The sequence below is a fragment of the Desulfosarcina cetonica JCM 12296 genome, assembly GCF_001311845.1.
GTDB classification, from domain to species: Bacteria; Desulfobacterota; Desulfobacteria; order Desulfobacterales; family Desulfosarcinaceae; genus Desulfosarcina; species Desulfosarcina cetonica.
This window is the reverse complement of the sequence record NZ_BBCC01000343.1, coordinates 1-3,497: the sequence shown is the minus strand read 5'-3', so window position 1 is coordinate 3,497 and position 3,497 is coordinate 1. Positions and strand designations below refer to the sequence as shown.

Genomic DNA, 3,497 nt, shown 5'->3' with positions numbered 1-3,497 from the left:
CTCCACATGCAGGCGCTGGCGGTGCTGGGCCAGGTGCGGCGAATTTTCGGTCAATTGGTGGACGCGGTCGATGATGCGGGCTTTCTGGTCGTCGCTCAGGGGTACGGCACCATGGCACAGGTTCAGGGCCGCGTCGCAGTCGCTGCGCGATTTGAGGAAGAAGATCGCCGGTAAAAGGTCGAAGGCCTTGAGCACGCGCAGGATGTCGCCGAAGGGCGGCAGTCCACGGCCTCGGGAAAGCTCCGGTGCTTTCTTGGCCTTGGCCAGGCTTTCGACGCGTTTGTGCAGCTTGCGGCCCCCGCGTTCGCCCTTGGCCTTGAGGGGTAGCAATGTGCCGGACGGGTCGAGCACCATGGGAACCAGGGGCACCGGTCGACGGTTCTCGGCCACCACTTGGCAGGGGCGTCCGCGGATGGCGGTCAGCCAGTCGGCAATGGCGCCGGCGTTGCCCACCGTGGCCGACAGCATCAGCAGGGGGATGCGCGGCGGCAGGTAAATCATGGTTTCCTCCCAGACCACGCCGCGCTCCTCGTCGCCCAGGAAGTGGGCCTCGTCCAGCACGACCAGGTCGGTGTTCAGGGAGACGCCCTGATGCATGGCATCGTAAAGCTGGTTGCGCAGGATTTCGGTGGTGCCCACGATGATCGGGGCGTCGGGCCGCTCCTTGCGGTCACCGGTGAGAATCCCCACCTGGTCGGGGCCGAAAATATCGGAAAACTCGATCAACTTGGCGTTGGTGAGGGCCTTGAGCGGTGAGGCGTACCAAGCGCGGCCACCGGCATCGAACACGCGCCGGATGGCCTGGACGGCAATCCAGGTTTTGCCCGCACCGGTGGGCGCCGTTACCAGGCAATCCGCCTCAGCGATAACGGCAACGGCCTCGGTCTGGAAGCGATCGGGCTTGAAGGGCCGGTTCCTGGGGGTGCCGATATCGGCGAAGACCGCCTTGAGCTGCGGGTCGGCGTCGGGAGTGAGATGGGGAAAGCGCGACGACGGTCGGCCTTGTCTTTTTTGCGCGACGGATAACGGCGGCGCCCCTGGGGGGCGCCTTTGGGCGGATGGCTCATATGATGGGCTACAATTTATCGATGATGTCAGCGACCACTTCCTTGGCGGTCGTTGCGGTCTCGTAGGGCGATGCGCCGGAGAGGTCGGCTTCGATGAGGACGTTGTCATAAGGCAGGAATCCAAGGAACTCGAATCCGTTTAGCTGAGTGCGCAGGAATTCCTCATCCTTGGGGCCACGGATCTTGTTACCCACCACGGCGATGTTTTTAAGATGAATCTCGGCGGCCAGGCGCTTGATGTGTTCGGCCGTGTCGATGCTGCGCCGGCCCGGTTCGACGACCACGATCAGCTTGTCCACGGCCTGGGCCGTGGCCCGACCGAGATGCTCGATGCCGGCCTCCATGTCCATGATCACCACCTCGTTGCGTCCCAGGACCACGTGGGTGACCAGGGCCTTGAGCAGGGTGGACTCCGGGCAGAGGCAACCGCCACCCCCTTTCTTGACGCTGCCCAGGCGCATGAGCTTGATGTTGCCCAGGCGGGTGGAGAGGGTGTCGGGAATATCGTCGACCTTGGGATTGAGTTTGAAGAATCCGCCGATGGTGCCGGGCTGGGCGCCGGTGCGTTCGAAGATCAGCTCCTTCATTTCGGCGATGGGGGTGATCTTGTCGGCATCGGCGATGCCCAGGGCCGCCGCCAGGTTGGCGTCCGGGTCGGCATCGATGGCCAGCACGGTCTTGCCGCGATCGCTCAGGGTCCGGGCCAAAAGGGCCGAAAATGTTGTCTTGCCTACGCCGCCTTTTCCGCTGACTGCCAGTTTCATACGCTTATCCTTTCATGCCCGTAAACGTGGCCATGATCCGTTGAAGAGGGAGAGCGCCGGTGCGCGTTGGGGGAAACCGCTGGCCGGTGGATCGAAACAGTGCCGATAATATAAGACGAATTGCCATAAGGGCAAGGGAAAGGTGGGGAATGGAAAGCACACAATTTATCACACGGGCCATACAATGGTCGACAATTCTATCCCAGGAAAATGAAAATGCCAAATGTCAAAATCCAAATGCCAAATAGCGGCGTTCCATCGATTTAAAATCGATTCGATCCTTCAATTGACATTCGGATTTTGGGCTTTGTCATTTGGCTCATTTCATCCCTGCTTGACCCCCGGCGCCGCCAACGAGTATGGTGGCCTATTCTCGTGCGCTGCCGGCAAAGACTGGTGGCGCGGTCATCAACACAAGCAACGGAACCGCCTGATCGTGAACGCTCCCAACCTCCATCAACCGGCCATTCTCGCCCCGGCGGGAAACCGTGCCGCGTTTCTGGCCGCCCTGGCCGCCGGCACCGATGCCATTTATTGCGGTCTCAAATCCCTGTCGGCGCGCATGGAAGCCAAGAACTTCTCCCTTGAGGAGCTGGCCCAGTTGGTGGGCTTGGCCCATGCCCGCGGGGTGAAGGTCTTTGTTACCGTCAACACGCTGATCAAGCCGGACGAGGTGGACCGGGCAGGACAAGTGATCGACGGGCTGCAGCGCCAGGTGCGGCCGGACGCCCTGATCGTCCAGGATCCCGGGGTCGTGCTGCTGGCCCGCCAGGCGGGATTTCGCGGTGAAATCCACCTTTCCACCCTGGCCAACGTGAGTTTTCCCCGGGCGCTGGGATTCATTGCCCGGCACTTGCAAGTGGCGCGGGTGGTGGTTCCCCGGGAGCTTTCCATCGACGAGATCAAGGCCATGGCCGCGGCCTGCCCCGAGGGCATGGATCTGGAAACGTTCATTCACGGCGCGTTATGTTACGGGGTTTCGGGCCGCTGCTACTGGAGCAGCGTTCATGGGCGGCAAGAGCGGGTTGCGCGGTCGTTGCGTCCAGCCCTGCCGCCGGCGTTACCGCCAGGGCGGCCAGACGACGCGGGCCTTCTCCTGTCAGGATTTTTCCGTGGACGTGCTGGTCAAGATCCTGGACCAGGTGGAAAAGGTGAGGGCCTGGAAGATCGAGGGGCGCAAAAAGGGCCCTCATTACGTCTTCTATACGGTCAGCGCCTATCGCCTGTTGCGCGACGCGGGAAAGGATGCGGCGGCCAAACGCGATGCCCTGGCTCTCCTGGCCCAGGGGCTGGGGCGCGAGGGCTCCCATTATCGCTTTTTGCCCCAGCGGCCCCAGGCGCCCATCGACACCCGCCGACAGACCGCCTCGGGGCTTTTCATGGGCAAGGTGCAGGGGCCGGCCAAGAATCCCTGGGTGGTGGTCCGCCAGGCCCTTCTGCCCGGCGATGTCCTGCGTATCGGCTACGAGGACGAGCCCGGCCACACCATCTGCCGGGTGACCCGCCATGTGCCCCAGAAAGGGCGCTATCCCTTGAAGCTGGGTGGCACGCGGATCCCCACCACCGGCGCACCGGTGTTTCTCACCGATCGTCGGGAGAGGCCCTGGAAGAGATGCTTGCCGACTTGGAAGCCCAGGTGCCGGCCGTCGAGGCCGTCCCGCCGTCA

The 3,497-nt window shown here is 63.1% G+C and carries 4 protein-coding genes and 1 pseudogene; 2 read left to right on the top strand and 3 right to left on the bottom strand.

Going from position 1 to position 3,497, the window contains the following annotated elements; all coding sequences use genetic code 11:
* From JCM12296_RS33425 to JCM12296_RS46655, 3 genes are all read right to left on the bottom strand, one after another.
* Positions 1–1,176, bottom strand: a 1,176-nt coding sequence (locus tag JCM12296_RS33425; protein ID WP_157068151.1) for a DEAD/DEAH box helicase, incomplete at its 3' end; no start/stop codon positions are given.
* Positions 1,076–1,831 (bottom strand): ATP-binding protein, encoded by a 756-nt coding sequence (locus tag JCM12296_RS33420; RefSeq protein WP_054702274.1) that lies wholly within the window; start codon positions 1,829–1,831, stop codon positions 1,076–1,078. The genes JCM12296_RS33420 and JCM12296_RS33425, both read right to left, overlap by 101 nt.
* 367 nt (positions 1,832–2,198) lie before the next feature.
* Positions 2,199–2,627, bottom strand: a complete 429-nt coding sequence (locus JCM12296_RS46655) for a hypothetical protein (protein ID WP_246805266.1) — start codon at positions 2,625–2,627, stop codon at positions 2,199–2,201.
* Here JCM12296_RS46655 and JCM12296_RS46650 point away from each other — a divergent pair.
* Together JCM12296_RS46650 and JCM12296_RS46645 are read left to right on the top strand one after the other, a co-directional pair.
* Positions 2,523–2,789: pseudogene (locus tag JCM12296_RS46650) on the top strand (U32 family peptidase); the annotation flags it as partial. The gene JCM12296_RS46655 and the pseudogene JCM12296_RS46650 sit on opposite strands and share 105 nt — an antisense overlap.
* A gap of 49 nt (positions 2,790–2,838) precedes the next feature.
* Positions 2,839–3,497 (top strand): U32 family peptidase (locus JCM12296_RS46645; RefSeq protein ID WP_246805265.1); only part of this gene is annotated, 659 nt, incomplete at its 3' end.